The organism is Caballeronia sp. SEWSISQ10-4 2 (genome assembly GCF_030464885.1).
GTDB lineage: Bacteria > Pseudomonadota > Gammaproteobacteria > Burkholderiales > Burkholderiaceae > Caballeronia.
This window is the reverse complement of sequence record NZ_JALPRJ010000081.1, coordinates 19092-34668: the sequence shown is the minus strand read 5'-3', so window position 1 is coordinate 34668 and position 15577 is coordinate 19092. Positions and strand designations below refer to the sequence as shown.

12 protein-coding genes are annotated in these 15577 nt (G+C 63.0%); 2 read left to right on the top strand and 10 right to left on the bottom strand.

The genetic code is table 11. The features are described 5' to 3' along the window. Positions 1 to 326: 326 nt before the first annotated feature. Complete coding sequence (locus tag M0D69_RS35740; RefSeq protein WP_301786545.1) at positions 327 to 467, top strand: hypothetical protein; 141 nt, start codon at positions 327 to 329, stop codon at positions 465 to 467. 328 nt (positions 468 to 795) lie between these two features. On the opposite strand, the gene M0D69_RS35735 is transcribed toward M0D69_RS35740, so the two are convergent. The 3 genes from M0D69_RS35735 to M0D69_RS35725 all read right to left on the bottom strand — a co-directional run bounded on the left by M0D69_RS35735 (position 796) and on the right by M0D69_RS35725 (position 4699). Beyond that, positions 796 to 1707, bottom strand: a complete 912-nt coding sequence (locus M0D69_RS35735; protein ID WP_301786544.1) for a hypothetical protein — start codon at positions 1705 to 1707, stop codon at positions 796 to 798. Continuing rightward, positions 1700 to 3988: a GNAT family N-acetyltransferase gene (locus M0D69_RS35730; RefSeq protein WP_301786543.1), complete on the bottom strand. Its 2289-nt coding sequence runs from the start codon at positions 3986 to 3988 to the stop codon at positions 1700 to 1702. The genes M0D69_RS35735 and M0D69_RS35730 overlap by 8 nt, the downstream gene beginning before the upstream one ends. 195 nt (positions 3989 to 4183) lie before the next feature. Then, the gene (locus tag M0D69_RS35725) at positions 4184 to 4699 is read right to left on the bottom strand and encodes a hypothetical protein (RefSeq protein WP_301786542.1); all 516 of its coding nucleotides are present in this window, start codon (positions 4697 to 4699) and stop codon (positions 4184 to 4186) included. A 796-nt stretch (positions 4700 to 5495) separates the two neighbouring features. Here M0D69_RS35725 and M0D69_RS35720 point away from each other — a divergent pair. Then, positions 5496 to 6086 carry an SPOR domain-containing protein gene (locus M0D69_RS35720; RefSeq protein ID WP_301786541.1) on the top strand — a complete coding sequence of 197 codons (591 nt, stop codon included), beginning with the start codon at positions 5496 to 5498 and terminating at the stop codon, positions 6084 to 6086. Positions 6087 to 6116: 30 nt separating this feature from the next. Here the strand turns inward: M0D69_RS35720 and M0D69_RS35715 are convergent, their stop codons facing one another. From M0D69_RS35715 to M0D69_RS35685, 7 genes are read right to left on the bottom strand one after another with little or no spacing between them, the layout of a single operon-like run. After that, positions 6117 to 6401, bottom strand: a complete 285-nt coding sequence (locus M0D69_RS35715) for a DUF6150 family protein (protein WP_301786540.1) — start codon at positions 6399 to 6401, stop codon at positions 6117 to 6119. 55 nt (positions 6402 to 6456) lie between these two features. Then, complete coding sequence (gene tssA, locus M0D69_RS35710; protein WP_301786539.1) at positions 6457 to 7707, bottom strand: type VI secretion system protein TssA; 1251 nt, start codon at positions 7705 to 7707, stop codon at positions 6457 to 6459. Positions 7708 to 7749: 42 nt separating this feature from the next. Beyond that, entirely contained in the window at positions 7750 to 12033 is a 4284-nt protein-coding gene (locus tag M0D69_RS35705; protein WP_301786538.1) for a type VI secretion system protein, read from the bottom strand. Then, complete coding sequence (locus M0D69_RS35700; protein WP_301786537.1) at positions 12030 to 13082, bottom strand: DotU family type IV/VI secretion system protein; 1053 nt, start codon at positions 13080 to 13082, stop codon at positions 12030 to 12032. Before M0D69_RS35700 ends, M0D69_RS35705 begins: the two co-directional genes overlap by 4 nt. After that, the gene (tssK, locus tag M0D69_RS35695) at positions 13069 to 14652 is read right to left on the bottom strand and encodes a type VI secretion system baseplate subunit TssK (RefSeq protein WP_301786536.1); all 1584 of its coding nucleotides are present in this window, start codon (positions 14650 to 14652) and stop codon (positions 13069 to 13071) included. The genes M0D69_RS35700 and tssK overlap by 14 nt, the downstream gene beginning before the upstream one ends. 34 nt (positions 14653 to 14686) lie before the next feature. Beyond that, a complete protein-coding gene (locus tag M0D69_RS35690) occupies positions 14687 to 15181 on the bottom strand; it encodes a hypothetical protein (protein WP_301786535.1) in 495 nt (164 codons plus the stop codon). Positions 15182 to 15189: 8 nt separating this feature from the next. After that, positions 15190 to 15576, bottom strand: coding sequence for a PAAR-like domain-containing protein (locus tag M0D69_RS35685; protein WP_301786534.1), 387 nt, complete (start codon positions 15574 to 15576; stop codon positions 15190 to 15192). Position 15577: the final 1 nt, after the last annotated feature.

Genomic DNA, 15577 nt, shown 5'->3' with positions numbered 1-15577 from the left:
TTCGCCAGCTTCACTGGCGTTGCGTGACGGCCTCGGCTCATCTCTCCATGATAAACGAGGCCGTTAAATATTCAACCTATTTACGGGATGTTGTACTAGTGGGGGTGCCGTCAAGATTCGGGCGCCAACGTACGATAGCGGCGCTGCACAATTAATCAAATCAAGCACTTGCTGTGATGTGATCGTCCCCTGCTCAACCGCTCGAAGCACGGTTTGTGCCGATCCTTATGCAGTGGGACTTTCCAGATCGCAAGCGTACAAACCAGCCCGAATCTTGACGGCATCCCAAGAAGCTCCAGCACAACACCAGGAAAGCTTTGTCGCACATGGTCACACGGGAGTCAGTGCTGACCGAACTCACCGGCGGGTCCATCAATGGCGTGCACGACCATAGGCGCCACGTAGAACGCAAGAAGGAATACCAGAGTCGGCTGGAAGGCTTCAACAAGCGCTTTCCCGACGAATAGGCCGCACCCGTACGGTCGCGACAAAAAGCTCCCGCAGCTCCCGCGCTTTTCACGCGAACGGCGACCAAACGCGTCGCGGGACACGTGGGCAAAGTCAGGCGCTTACCTCGCCGCGATCAACAACGCCCTGAGTGGCAACATTCACGCTCTGCTCGCGGCCTACCGCCGCGCTTGTCCCAACCGGTCAGGTCAGGAGGCAGGTCCAACGCGAGTTCTCCTCGAAAGCCAGCGTTGGCGAAAGCCGAGGTTTTTTGCACGCTACTCAACGAGGCTTGCCCACCGTAATACCATGCGTCCTACCGGCATAACAACGTGCCGCCACAAACCGTCAGCCCCTGCGGCTCGACGAGTCGTTGATTGCATCCATCATCCACTTCGCATCGGAATCGGGATGACGAATCTCACTTAACGCCTTGGAGGTCGGCCTCACCGACATGACGGCGTGGGGCCTGGTTGGTCCTATGATCAGGTGCTCGCCCATGAGTTCGTTGAAAATCCGTGTTCTCTCGCTATTCGTAAAGCTGGACTGACCTGGGTCGATGCCGATACTGGCGATGCGTCCCCCTAGCTCAGCGTGTTGTTCTGGATCGTGGGACATGGGGTCGTTCATCCAATGCCAAGTCTCGCCCTTTTTCGTCGTCGCTGTTTTCAACGACTCCGCGTTGGGCTTGCGTCGTATCTCCATTTGCGCTTCGGCCGGTGAGATCATTTCAGGCACCTTGTGTGGATCGATTTTTATCGTCTCGGCACCCCATTTCAACATTCCGCTCAGCATCGACTTCGGCATGTCCTTAGGACTAAATACCGATGTGAACGGCGATAGGAACTTATGCACCGGGTTGCCTGCTATATGCTGCTCGACGCTCGCTCCTCCCGGTCCCATATGCGTCGGTGTAATGCTCGACGTTGCTTCATCCATGCTGGACTTTGGAGTGGAATACGGCGGAGCCGTTTTCTTGGCGGTGGGGGTTCCATCAACGCGATATACCGGGGACAGGGTCAGGGGCGTCCTGCTCATCGGTACGCCTTCACGACGGTGCGCGGCTTCCATAAGATCCTGCATGCTGTCACGCTGCTGGAGGTGATTCGCGGCACGTTTGGCAACTTCCGACAAACCGATGGGTTTCGAGCCGCTGCTGCCGGAAGAGGAAGAAGAAAAAGCCCGCGTCGTTGGCCCCTTAACCGTAGTCGTAACGAGCGATGCCAGTTGGGTTGCGAAGCCCTTTAATCGATTACTCATGGTGATGCTCCGGTGGTTCAGCGGCTAAGGCAGATTCGTTGACCGTGACAGCTTCATTGACAAATACGGCAGGCGCGTCGATAGCAACGCATAAGCGTTCGAGTCGCGTGACCAAAGCGGTCGAATTGATCGAATTCACTAGATCAAGCTCGCCGGCGCAATCCACGGTCTTGATGACTGCGCTGCGGTGGAAGAACTCGACGCCCGGATCGTTCGTCGATTGCACCGGCAAGCGACGAAACTCGAGCCGTTGCAGCGCAAAGAGTGAACGGCCATTGCTCGAATAAGAGTTCGTGAAAATATCGCTGACACCGTTGGCATGGGCTTGCGCAAACAAAAGCCGCGCGGCGCGTGTGCCGAAGCCCTGGCCTTGCGCATCAGCGGTGATCCAGAAGTAGAAGAAACCTGCCGCGCCCGCACGGCACAGACTTGCCACGCCGACGAAGCCGCGTTGCGCATCCACCACCGCGAAGCTCGTACGGCCCGGCACGTTGGCCTCCTCCTCGATCCACATGAGCACGTCCGCGAGACTCTTTAACTCGGGCAGATTTGCCATCACAGCAATCTGCGGATCGGCGTAACTGTCGAGGAACGCCTCCGAGTGTTCGGCGCCGAGCGGTTCCAGCGCAAGCTCTGCGTCGCGCGCCAGTTCTGGCCGATACCAGTCAAGTCCACGCCAGCGCGCCGCACGCGCAATCAGTGTGTCGTGCAGCGTCCGGCAGCTCTCGTTACCGGACGCGTACGCCTGTGCCTTCGCCTTCTCGAGATGGGGCAACGCGTCAGCTAGGGCACCGCTTGCGGCCAGACATTGAGCGAGGTGCAAGTGCGCGACAAACGGATCGTGGGCCAATGCCAGCGAGGTGCGCCAGATATCTTTTGCGAGCCCCCAGGCACCGAGCGTGACCGCCGCTTTTGCGAGGCTCGATTCGAAATGCGCCGACGATTCGGCCGGCAGATGATGCCGCCAGGTTTCAATGAGCGCGATGCGCCACGCGTGTCGCGCGTCGCGGCTCAGCAGCGACGCGCGCTCAAGCCATTGCGGCAGCATCGCACTGAGCGCACACGGATCGTGGTGCGAAGCTCGCAATAGCGAGAGCAGCGTAGGGAACGAAGCGTTCTCGCCGAGCTCTTCGACAGCCTGCGCGAGATGCAGTGCGTCATCCGGCACGCAGGCATCGAGCGCGTCGCGCATGCGATGCAATGCGCGTTGTCCAGCCATCGTGGACGGCGCTGCGCCTTCACGGGACCACGCCGCATACAGCACCAGGCCATGCGCGCCGACCTGCCGCTGATGCACCCAGGCCCCTCGCTGTCGCCAGGCGAGCGCGTGAAAATTGACGGGCAGCATCGACTCACCGCCCTGCCACACCTCCGGCGCCGCCAGCGCGCCATCGCGAATCTGAGCTTCGTTATCCGTACCGATATCGCAGGCGAGCAGCAAATAGCGCCCGGCACTAACGCTCTGGATTGCATCGATCAGCACAGCCGCGCCGGTCGGCAACATCACAGGCGCGCTGACGAGGCGAGCCAGATACTGCGCGGCAAGCAGCGCCCAGGTCGACGCACACGCTTGAGGCGACGCGGGATCCCATTCATAGGACAGCAAACGCACGCCGGGTTCGTCTGGCGGCATGGCTTGTTCAACCCGCGCTTCCAGCCAAGCTCCGTAATGGACCGCGTACAGGTCCGCCGGCTGATGGGAAAACCAGCCGGGTGCCAGCACCACCACCGGATTGATCGTCGATTCAAGTGCGTTGGCGTCGCCATGGCGATGCAGCGCCCCGCCCTCGGCGACATGCCAGCGCGCTGTTCCGAAACGGCCTTGGGCGATAGACGGCGCCCATCGAGGATGCACGCGCAGAGCCGACAATGTGGCGTCGTCTTCGTCTTCTCCGCAGGCCAGATAGCGCGGCTTGAGCGCGGCGGCGGTACTCGAAAGCAGGCGTTCCTCGATGGCCGACGTCAGCAGCCACGCCAGCGTGCCGCGTCCCGGTTCGAGATCGAACAGGTAAGCCGGCTCGGCCGGGTCGAGTGCTCCGTGCGCGAGTTCGGTCTCCCAGAAACAGACGATCGCCCTCGCCCATGCATCGGCCCATGCGGGACCCGCGAGCACATCGGCGAGTGGCGCTGCGCGCGGCAGCGTTCGGCAGACGTCGCTGAAACGGAGTGGAACGGCATCGACCGCGCAAGACGCGAAGGATGCAGGCGCGAGCGCTTGCGCCTGCATTCCCGCGGGCGCATGGTCATATCGCAACTCGCTACGTGTGTCTGCGCAGATCATGGCTGCCACCCCGCTCGCCACCCAGGATTGCGCGATGTCTCGTGTCTTATCCGCATTATTTCTCCACGTTGCTTGAGAGCGTTTGCCTTGCTTTGAACATGATCAGAATACCGAACGGAAAATTTCTTACCACCTTCACGCATGGCTGAATGTCCATGCCAGGCAGACCAACGCCACGAGTGGTCAAGATCCCAATCACTCGGGCGGTGGACGAAATTCTTTAACAACATCTGCACGAGCTACAGAGGCATCTTTGTGCGCTTGCTTCATCATTTCTTCGGGACGCTGCACACTAAGTCCGGGTTGTCCGTGTTGAACTGAATGAAGCTCTGCTTCTGCCCATCTCTCGTTGGTTCTAAACGTGCTACCGCCTGTGTACGATATGAATGTACTTTTTGTATTTTTCATTGTGATTTTCTCAAATCCTTTGAAACAAAAGTCGCACATGTCTAACCGGCCTCTCATCGCGTGCACTTGCTTTTGCCCGGGTTGCAAATGGCCTTCACCTTCCTTCTTGCTAGCAAATGCGAAACTGGTTTCACTATGGTGAAGATCTTCCGGCTTTTTTCCACCCGTGGCGCCCGCCCAATCTGTCTTTGCGAATTTCTTGAGATTTTCTTTGAATTTCACTGCTTTAGCGCTGTAATGCGTACTATTGGAACGATGTGTGAATCCCTCGCTGGCAGAGCCAACGAAGGTTTCCACCTCCATCGTATGGCCTCCTGTGCTTTGAGACGAAATCCCTGGATGTTGGTATTCAGTGTTATTCGCGCTCGCTGGGGAAGTTACAAAACCAGAAATAGGTTGAGATTTCCGACGGGAAGGTTTGCCACCAGGTGCTGATGCTGCCGATTCTTTACGCGCTAAGATTGCCGATGTTCGTGCGCTATGTACGACAGCAACATCCCAAGTAGGTTTTTTACTCGTACTGTCTTTTGACGGACTCGCCATCACGAATGATCCGCTTCGGGTTATGCGCGATGCGGGAATGCGGTCTCCAGGCTTGAGGTCCGCTAGCTTTTTTGCGTTCGCTTCGGACAAAGCTTTAGCGTGAGTGGTCGCGTGGAAGGGTTGCTTAGGCTCCCGGGTCCTGCCGCTAGCGGCTGCGGGCACCGTTGCTGCTGGCTTCGCTGCGCTCCGAGGCGTCGTCGCCGCCCGCGCTGAGCTGCTGGGCAGCGGCGCAGCGCGGGCGGCGATTGGCATCGGGGCGAGCGCCATCTGAGGGGGAGGCGGTGCGAGGTGCACGGCCGGCGCGGGGACAGGCAGAGAGCCAGTTCCAGGGCTCAGATTGGCGCTGCGGGCTGTCTTCCTGGTCGACATGCCTACGTCCTGCGGCCTCTGTGTGGACTCCGTCCGACTCCGCTTGACGCCTGCAGTGCTCGATGCGCTCGATTCTTTCATTGTCCTGTGCCACTTCCGTCAATGTTGCGTTTTGATAGCGCTCGCCAAGCCTCGCGGCGCTCTCTATGATTGAGGCCGCCGCCAACAAGTCCACTGCGCCTCCACGATGCTCAAAGCCTTCTTCCTGCTGTTGTTGCTTGTGTTCGGCGCCACGATGTTCGCCGCCGGCGCCCTTGCCCCCGCGAGCGTCAAGGAACCGCTCGAACATATCGCCGCTGAAATCGCGGCGCGCTTTCCCGGCGACGCATCGAAAGCGGCGGGTTCATCGACCGCTTTGTCGACCACGCTGCCATCGACATCGAGGCCCGCCGCGGCCAGCGCCGCTTCAGGTGCGATTGCATCCTCAATTGGCGCGGCGCCTGCGGCGGCATCCGGCTCGCTCTACGCTGCGTCCACACCCATCGCCAATCTGCTGGTGCCCGTGCCACCGCCGGCCAAAGGGCACTATGCGTTGCAGGTCGCGACGTTCACGTCCAGCGATGCCGCCGCGCTCTTCGCCAACTCGGTTAGCGAACAGGGCTATAAGACGACCATCGTGCCGATCAGCGACAGTGGCCAGCCGCTGATCGTCACGATAGGGGACTATCCTTCCGCCCAAGCCGCGAGTGACGATCAATTGGCAGTGGGCCGCGATCTGAAGTCGACCGCCCTGCCGCCCGTCGTGCTGCTACCGCCGCCCCCACCGCCTGCTCATTAAGCCGGACCAGACCCCCGCTCCCTCTCAGTCTCATCTGCGTCGCAACCGTCCGCGCAGTGGATGCGCGTGCACCCATCCCGCTTCGCCGCGCGTCGGTACAAAACACACCTTCAACTGCGCGAACCCTTCGCTACAGAAAAAGGCAATGACGTCCGCGCTCTGGCGGCTGTCTGTCATGAACCACAAGGTTTCGCCGACGGCTGCGCCGTAGCCGTGGACGCGGCATGCCAGCAAATCCGCGCGGCCGCGATCGCTCACCAGCGCAATGCGCAAATGCGCCATACCCATCGATTGTTCCTCATACACGCTTGCCATCACGATCTCCTTTCCAGTGCGACCAGCGCGCTCGCACAACTTGATCCGCCTAATCTCACACTGTGTCGTCCACCGTTTGCGGCGCCCCGAGGCCAAGCAGTTCGAAGACGTTGAGCTGGCCGCGCCCCTCGATAAACAACTCGTTATAAAGCTGCGCCGTGTTGAGCGTGCCCCACTCGACCGCCTTGCGGATTAGATAGGGCACCGGGCTATGCGGTTCGAGCTCGGCCAGCGCGGCGGCAGCATCGGCCAATTGCGCATAGGCAAGCTTGCGCGGGTTGACGGGCGCGGTTTGCAGCGAGCTTTCCGTGTAAGCGTAGGGGGCATCGACTAACGCTGCTTCTGCGGCTGCGATCGTCGTGGTCAGCGTGTCGAGTGCGGTGGCTGATCCTGCCACTAAGGTAGTGGACATCGTGTCCGCGATATTGTTGTGGGTTGTATCGGAGCCCGCTTGATCGCCCCTCTCCGGCACCAACGACACCCCGCGTTGCATGAGCTCCGCTGCCACGAACGCGTGAATCTGTTCAAGCTGGCCGCGCAACATACCGACGCCAGGCGCATCGCCTTCAAAGCAGACGTCGAGCGTCCTGCCCAGCTTCGTCAACCCGCCAATAGCCTGCCCAAGCGCGCTAACCGTACCCAGCAGCGCATCATCCGGGGTCGATTCAAGCGCCTTCGCGAAATCGCTGGCATCGACGCCACCGGTGTTGTCGGGATCGCCCTTGACGCTAGCTGCAAAGGCCGGCTGCTGCTGGCGCCGCAGTTGCTCGCAATCGGACCATGTGTATTGGCGCGTGCCCCCGCCTGTCGATGCGGTCTCGGCAGCGAAGGTCAGCGGCACGAGCCGCACCGGTGCGGCGAGCTTTTCGTTAAGCCAACGAAAAAGATTCGACCGATGCTCAAGATCGCCACCGATGATCGTTGGATACAGCAAGTCCCAATATCGCTCGCACAGTGCATCGATAATCGTCACGCCGGCCGCGAATCCTGCGAAACCGTGTTCGTGCAACAGCGCCTGGGCGAGCCAGATCGACAGTTGCAAGTCCTTGCTGCGACGCGCGAGCGCAACGAGTGTCGCGCTCGCCACATCGTTCCAGGCCGCGCGCTTCAACTGCCGTATCCATACGCCTTGCGGCAGCGACGCGTCATCGGACTCGCGTGCACGGCTGATTGCCTGCCACTCGGGCGTGCCGCGCAGCGCGTCGCCCTGAGGACGGGCGGAATCGATCGGCGCGAGCAGCGTCGCGCAATCGGTGCCGTATGCCGCGGCAAAAAATCCATTGGCATAGTCCAGCGCATGATCCATTTCAAACTCCTGTTCGTGACATTCGTGACGTTCGTAACCGCCTTAGTTCGCGGCAGCCGTGTTGGGCGGCTCGGCATCGAGGCCAGGCGGCAACGGCGGCAATGACGGAATGCTGGGAATCTGCGCGTTGTAGGCGAAGCCACGCGCGCTCGCCTGCCTGGCGTGCAGCACCGGCGCGTTCGGTGGAAAATTCGGCAGCGTAAGCGGGGTCACCGTATGACTAGTCGTATCGACGCCCTGCAACTGCAGATTGACCATGAGCTGTGCAATGCTGGTTGCCGCCACCGGCGCCGCCGTGGAAGCCGGCGGCCGGCTTGATCCCGGGCTCGCCGCCGTTGCAACCGGTACGCTGAAGCGCAAGGTGATGCCTTCCGCAGGCGACGCGCCGCGCTCAGCGCCATGCTGCTGCACGAAACGCATCAACGCCCACGTGCCGCCTGCTGTGAAGGTCGCGGTTCGGCCGTCGACGTCCGGCGCGCCCGGTAGATCAGCGTCGGCGTACGGCGCCCAGCGCGACAGGTCCGCCCATGTCAGGTCGAGCACGAGCGGTTGTCCGGCGATCCAGTCGAGCCCTGTCGGACCATTAGGGTAGCTTGACAACTGGCTCGCCGATCCCAGCGTCCATCCGATGACCTGATCGGCACCGCGCTCGGCGCTCTGACGCACATTGAACGAAGCATTCAGATGCACGGCGAGGCTGCCGTCCGCACGCAAACTCGCGGAGAAAAACTTCTGGCTGTCGTCGAGCCGGCTGAGGAACTCGCGCACCGGCGCCTGTTGCGATCTCGGCAGCACGCTGAGTTGCGCCCGCAGCACTGCACTCTGTTGCGCATAGGCGGCAAAGAAGTCGCGCACCGCGAGCGGCGACGCGTCCGGCGCACTCGCGAGGGCGAACGGGTAACGGCCGGCCAGAGTTGCATCGAATAGCGCGAACAGCTTGTCGAAGGCATCCGTGTCGCTGCCCTGGCATCGCATGGTGGTGTACGTCACGAGGCTGCGACGCAGCGCCGCAAAGAGATCATTGTCGCCGTCGGCGGGCGTGGCCGGCTGGTTCTGCAGCCGCGCGCCGCAGTTGTCCGCTGTCATCCCGTTCAGGCGATCCACGAACAGCGACGCCAGTTGCCCCATCTGGCTGGCCGGGTCTCCCGACGGCACATAGCGGTTGACCTCGGCGATCGAATTGCTCCAGTAGCCTGCCGTCTGCACGTTCGGGCCGGCGTTGGCCGCGTTGCCCGAGTTCTGCGACAGCGTCGCGAAAGGCGCCGCATACGCGGCCAGCACTTGCCCTCGGGCGACCTGCCGGGCGAGGTAATCGCGCGTCACGGCCACCGTGCCAAGGTCGAAGAACTCCGGCCCGGTGGTGCCCGTCTGCGGGCGATACAACTGGCTTTGCACGGCCAGACTGCTGACGGTCGAAAGCCGGTTCGCCGAGAACTGCTGTAGACAACCCGAGAGCGCCGCATAGCTGCCGGAGAAGCCGAATTCGTTATAGCTGCGCTCGATCGATACCAGCGGCGCGAGGCTGCGCGCGAGTTCGCGGCTTGCCTGCGCGAGAGCCTGTTCGTCGAACGGCACCGGACTCAGGGCCGTCGATGCGGTGCCCGCCGGCCATACCCCTGCGCTCGGCGGCGGTGCGCGTTGTGCATCGTTGAGTGCGTGGTTCAACGCATTTTCGAGCTGCCTGGCGGCGATCTGCCCGTACAGGGGCCGCGCGCCGGGCGCATTCGACGGCCTCAGGCCGAGACGCTGTGCGAAGCGGCGGTATTCATCGACGTAAGCGGTGGCGTCGCCGAGTGCGTCCACATTCCAGCCGCGCGAACTGGCCCCGTCCGCGCTGCATGCGAAGGCTCCGCGGGTCTGCGTGGCTTGCATGAAATGCAGTTGCGACAGCGCGGTCAGCCCCGTGAACTCGGTCGCGAACGCCGGGTTGAAAATGCGTTCGCCGCGGGCCCGCACCATCAGCGGATCGTATGGCGGCACCGACAGAGCGTCGAGCACCGCGTACACCGGCGCATCGCAGCCGATGGCAGAAAATGTGGTGTCGGTGTCTCCGAGCAGCGTGCGATACGGGGACGCATAGGCACCCCTGGCATCCCCGGCACCCCCGACAGCCCCGGCCGAACCGCTTGTTGCGGGCGCATCACCGGCACCTGGCGCGTGGCGAGTCGATGACGAATCGGTCAGTACCAGTTGTCCGACCTGCTGGCGCAGGTCGGTGCGTATCTGCCCGCATAGGTTGCGTTGCGCCTGCTGAGCCGTCGAGCCGAGCCACTGGTCGCGGGTCCAGTCGAGCCACCACACGAGTTGCCGGGTTTGCGCGGCCGGGTCCCCTGTGCCCGCGATCAGGTTCGTCAGCAGCGTTTGACCCGCCGATGCCTCCGCGACCAGCGCGTCACGCAACTCCCGCTCCATGCGCGCGAGTTGCGACGCGTAGATGTCGGCGAGATTAGCCGGCAAGTTTGGCTGATACCCGGTCGACGCCGAACTGAGCGCGGCGGCAAGAAGGCCACTGTCGCCATCGGTCAGGCCATTACCGTGACTCTGTTGCAGCACGAGCGAGACGGGCAGGCCGTACGCGAAGTTGACGAGTTGCGCGAAGTGGTTCAGGTCCACTTCGGTGGCCGCGCCCGACAACGGCCTCGCGACTTTTTCGAAGGTGCCGAGACTGGCCTCGAGATCGGTCACGGCGCGCAACTGAGCGTTTAACGCTTCGCGCGCGAGACGCACGCGCTCGCCGCTGTCGGTGGGCAGGGTCGCGCTGCGCTGGCCGAGAGCCAGCAGATCCTGCGCACGCACGGTGAGCTGGCAGCCGAGCCCCGGCAGGATCACGCGCGCGAACACGTGCGTCGCGACGACCTGCGCCGCACCGCTGCGCAGCGGATTCCAGAACCAGGGCCACGACCAGGGATTCGCGAGATCGAACGACCGGGTATTCAGGTCGCGTACCGACATCAGCAGCGTCGAAATTTCGCTCGCGCTCGGACACACACCGCCGCCGTAAGCGGGCACTGTCTGCAACTGCACAAGCGCTTTGTCGAGCTGATTGACGGTCGAGTACAGGCGAATGCCGGCGATACCCAAGCCGATCGCGAGCGCGGCAGCGATGCTCACCGCGCCCACCTGAAATGCGCGCAGGTACCGGTTGCGCGACCAGGCGGATGCGCGGATCACGCGTGCGGCGCCCTGCTCGGCGAACACCTTGTCGTCCAGCAGACCCTCGACGAACGCGACGTCATTGCGTGCAGCCAGTCCCGCCCCTTGGGCGTCGCCGGTGAAATAGATGCCGCGGCACAGATGGCCCGGCCGATCGACGGTCGCACGAAACGCAGTGCTCAGCCATTGCGCGAGCGGCGCGCGCAGTGCATCGAGACGCGCGGGAAACATCAGCATGCCGTCGTGGTCGCCGACCCTCAGGTTCGCTTGGGCGTGCGCCGCGCTATCGAGTTGCAGCGAGCGCAGTTGTTCAATCACCGTGTCAAAAGCGGCGTTGCTCCATTCGCGCGGGGTGTCGTTGGGTGCCAGTGCCGGTGCTGACCAGCCGAACATCTGCTTTGGCAACTCCGCCGGCTGCGCGCGCCAGAACGCCGCGAAACCGTCGATCCGGTCGCACTGGGTCACCACCACGCTCACCGGCAGTACGAACCGGAATGTGTCCTGTACGTCGCAGAGCTGGCGATAAACATCGGCAGCGCAACGGCCAAGCGCGTCGGTGTCGGCGTTGAGCAACGTGCGCGCCGATACCGTCAGCACAATGCCGTCGACAGGCCGCTCGGGCCGCAAGTCGACCAGTGACGACAACACGTTTTGCCAGCGCAATTGCGCCTTCTTTGCCGCTGAAGATGTAGCGGCTGCGGGTCCGGGTGCGACCGTGACGATGGCTGTGGCCGGCTTTCCTGCAGTCACTGCAGCCGTTACCGTCGCGCTCGCCGATGTTGTCGACACCTCCCCGTCGATATCGATCAGCATGCCGTGGTTCATCACCGCGCACACGCTGCCGGGCACCTGCAATGAGGCATATCGCCGGTCAGGACGCAACTGCACAAGCGCACCGGCCGATAGCGCGAAACTGGTCTTGCCTGCGCCGCGCTCGCCCAGCAGCAGTATCCACGGCAGGCCATATCGCCACGCCCTGCGGGTGCGTGCATAGTCAATTGCGGCGAGCACAGTGGCGAGCCAGCCGGTGGCCGGCGTATCCGAAGCGTCCTGACTGTCGGCCAGTGCCGCAACAGGCGGCTGCGGCGCGCTGCGAGCCCGCCAGATCAGCAAGCCGGCAATCGCACCCAGCACGACACCGATCGCTAGCAAAATTCCAAAGACGACGGTCACTGCGCGCCTCCCTGCGACAAATTCATGGGCACGCCGACACCCGGTGACACCGGCTCCGGTCGCATTGACGACATCCCCTGATTTGATTCCGCCGATACAGATCCCGTGCTGACCGTCATCACCCGCACTGCCCCCCACGCCTCGGTCGGATGGTCGGACGCGCGTCGCCCATGGCTGCCAGATGTCATTAGCGCAGCCCTTCTCGCCCGCTTCCCAGCGTCGTCGCTGGAATCGTTCATGGCGGCAGGCGCGGATAGCGCGGGGCGTTCCTGCGAAGCGGCTGTATCGGCGGCCACCCGGTATCGAAACGGCAAGATCGCACCGAACCAGATCACGGCTGCCACGGCCAGATACACGGCGAGCGCCAGCCGCGCTGCGTTAAACCAGGGCGACAGCGGCGCGAGGCGGCAATCCGCGGGCTCAGGCAAGGTCGGCTCGAGCGTATGTTCATAGGCCTGTTCGAATGCATGGCTGCCCGGCTGATCGCGACGCACTTCGCGCACGAACTTGACCAGTTCCTGACGACGCTGCGTGAGCACGTCCGCTTCATTAACGCCACGCAAAGCGCCGCGAAAACCGACATCGATTGCGCCTAGCAACACCAGGCCGAGTTCTGCATGCGCTTGCGTCGGCGCGGGCACGGCCAGCAGACGATCAATCATCCGATAGAAACGCACGCCCGCGATGCGCGTGTCGAACAGCGCGCTTTCGAGCATCAGGTCGAGCCACGCAGTGCGGCCGGACCAGTCGATTTCGAGCAGCAGTTGCTCGTCGGCGAGTGCGGCCATGGCGTACTGTGCGTCGCGGTACACGTCGCATTGATCTGGCGTGCAGTCCTTTTGCACGGTGCTGTATTGCGCGCGCAGTTGGTCAAGCAGCCGCTCGTGCACGGCCGCCGGCTCAAGTTCGGGCGCGCGTTGCAACGCGGAGGCCGTGGTGGGAGTCGCCGATAGCGCTTGCTTCACGTCTACGAGCATCGCGTAAAAGTCGCAGAAGTAGCTGTATAGCGGCAGCCGCGTGCGCGGCCCTTCGCGCTCAGTAGCGTGCATGCCCGGTACCCTCGCCGTCTTGCGGCGGCTGTGGCTGTGGCTGTGGTTGCCTTGCCTGGCGTAACGATGCGTCGTGGGTTGGCGTGGCTGACGGATCGCGCGCAGGGTCACGTGAATCGCGCTGTCCGTGGCCCAACGTGCGGCCTCCCTGTGCGGGACCGTCGTGATTGCCGCGCTGCCCGGCACGGTTCGGCGCGCGATACAACACGATTCCCGCCGGCGCGTGCGCCCCGGCGTGACGTCCGCCGCCCCGGATCGTCAATGGCTCGCCGGGCGTGAATACTTGACGCATACCGTCGCTGAAGTCGAACGCTTCGTTGCGGATCTCGTAGTACATCGCGGCCGGATTCAAGCCCTTGTGGCGCGCGAGCGCCGGGCTCGCACCCGCGCCCGGCATGCGGCGGTTGTCAAGTTGTTCGAGCAGTTGGGGATGGCCGATCGTGCAGCCCTCCATCCAGCGTTCGAGATCGGCCCGAGTCTGGGCGTTTGCGGGAACCACTTCAATCAACAGCGTATCGCCCACGTCGGTCGGCAACACTCTTGAAAACTCGCCCCGGCCCTCGCGCGCATCGCGCTCGAACGGCAATCGCTCGAAGCTCGGCCGGATCGCCTGCACGCGCGTCTCGATGAAGCTGAGCGCGGTATCGAAGCCCGGCTGGCAATCGAGGTGATTGTAGGGCGGCAGCACCGGCGGATCTGGCAATGCATCCAGCGCCGCGATCTGGCCGGTGGCCTGCGCCAGAAAGAGGTAAAGCGCGCGCGGCGCGACATCCGCGCCCAGGCCGAGCACGTCGAGACTCGGCAAAATCATCGCGAGACAGCGAGCTGCCATCACCAGCGCAGGGTCGCCCGTCGACGGATCCTGCGACGTTCCTTCGCCTACCTGAGCAATCTCGCGCAGCTTCATTCGCACCAGGTCGCGCAACGCTTCTACACGCGGACGCAGCGCCCGCTCCTTCAGGAATCCCGATGCTGCGAGCGACGCCAGCGGCGGATGATAAGCCGTCCGCCGGAAGCTGCCGAGCGCGGTGCGCTCGAGCTCGAACAGCTTGCAACCGGTCAGCAGATTGGCGCCCGGTGTCCAGTCTGGGTCGAGGCGCACAGCCGGCCTAAGGCGCGCGACGGCCACGGGGCCAGTGCCGGTGTTTTCATCGACGGCCGGCACGCCGTCGACCGATGCGTAACGCCGGTTCATGCTGCCCGCTGCAGCCGCTGCGTCGCCGCGCACCGGCAAGACCAGTGAGATGTATGCACGGTCGCCGGCCTCGACAAGCACTTTGGTTGCGTCAAGTTCGAGTGCGCTATCCCGGTCCTTCAACAGCAGGATCGGCGTGCCGTCGTCGAGCACACACTCGATCGACCGCACGACAACGCGGCCTTTTTCAAGCAAGCCCTCGTCAAGTTCGAGCGCACGCACACCGACGAAGTCGGGATTGGCGCGCTCGATCAGATAACGCATCTGCGCTTGCCAGAAACGGTCGTTCTGTTGCAGGTGCTGCGGCGACAGCAGCAGTCCTTCGGACCATTGGACGCCATACGGAAGGTCTGCGGGTGTGGTCGGCCGGGTCATGGAGTCCTCGATACGGCATGTGCATGGACGGCGCTCATCGAGTGCCGTCGTACGTCACGGTGTTGGGGGAAAGCGTGATGCGCACGCGCTCGAACTGCGTCAGGTCTGCGACGCCCTGCCCGGCCGCGGCCACGAAGTTCACGTAGCAATAAACCACCAGCGCCTTCTCGTAGCGCTGGGGCATGGTCACCGGCGCAACGACCTGGTTGGCAGGCAATTGCACAGACGCCACGTCGATCTTCGAACCCATCGCGATGCGCAGGTCATCGCGATGGTTAAACCAGTCAGGTCCGGTGCGCGGCAACGCCGCCGCGCTAACGGTGTCGTAGATGAACACCACGTCGACCCTGGTCGCGCTTTTGTTGTTGGCGCCGCTCTGAGCGACCACGGTCACTTCGTGCAACGCGGTTCGGGTCGGCCCAAACCAGCTGCAACCGGCGACGAGCACGGCCGCACTCAACCCGGCCGCAAGCAGGAGCGAGGGGCGAACCCTGATCGCACGGAGCAAGCCTTCTGGAAGCAGCTTCACAAGGCGCTTCACGACAGGATGATCACGCGAAATTGTGCCGGCGTGATCGACATGCCCACGGCATTCGGCGGCATGCCGTTCTGCATGGTGATGCTCGTCAGGCGTGTGGCGAACATCACACCCACCATGACCTTAAAGCTGCCAATAATCGGCCGGTCAGGACCCATCTCGATTTGCGAAATGACGCCGCCGGCGGAGATGTCACCGAGGCTCAATGTGCCTTGTGTCATGAGGTTTTCTGCGATCCCGCCGCCGAATATCACGTTGAACACCGAAGGGATATGCGTGAACGACAACGCGAAATTCGGGAATGGAAAGGGGATCGGAAGCGGCAACAATTTGCAGACGTCCGGAAACGCAAAATTCAACACGCCGAGATTGGTATTGGCGAACATG